The organism is Marinomonas sp. TI.3.20 (assembly GCF_038155025.1).
Classification (GTDB): domain Bacteria; phylum Pseudomonadota; class Gammaproteobacteria; order Pseudomonadales; family Marinomonadaceae; genus Marinomonas; species Marinomonas flavescens.
In genome coordinates, this window is record NZ_JBAKAS010000123.1 from 1 (window position 1) to 255 (window position 255).

1 rRNA gene is annotated in these 255 nt (G+C 43.5%); it reads left to right on the forward strand.

Annotated features, from left to right (window positions below):
- Positions 1-136: 136 nt before the first annotated feature.
- A 5S ribosomal RNA gene (gene rrf, locus V6259_RS19840) occupies positions 137-251 on the forward strand.
- Positions 252-255 lie beyond the last annotated feature (4 nt).

A 255-nucleotide genomic window follows, 5' to 3' on the forward strand; every position in this document is an offset into this window, starting at 1 on the left:
AGACACATTACGATAGAAACTGGTTTAACCTTGATTTACGTTATTTCAAAACGAATTGTTAAAGATCCAAGCATGTCTTCGCGTGTTTTGGTTAGCTAGCTGAAAAGTTAGAACCAGAACGAACGCAACAGAATTGCTTGACGATCATAGAGACGTTGAACCACCTGATCCCATCCCGAACTCAGAAGTGAAAAGCGTCATCGCCGATGGTAGTGTGGGGGATCCCATGTGAGAGTAGGTCGTCGTCAAGCTTAT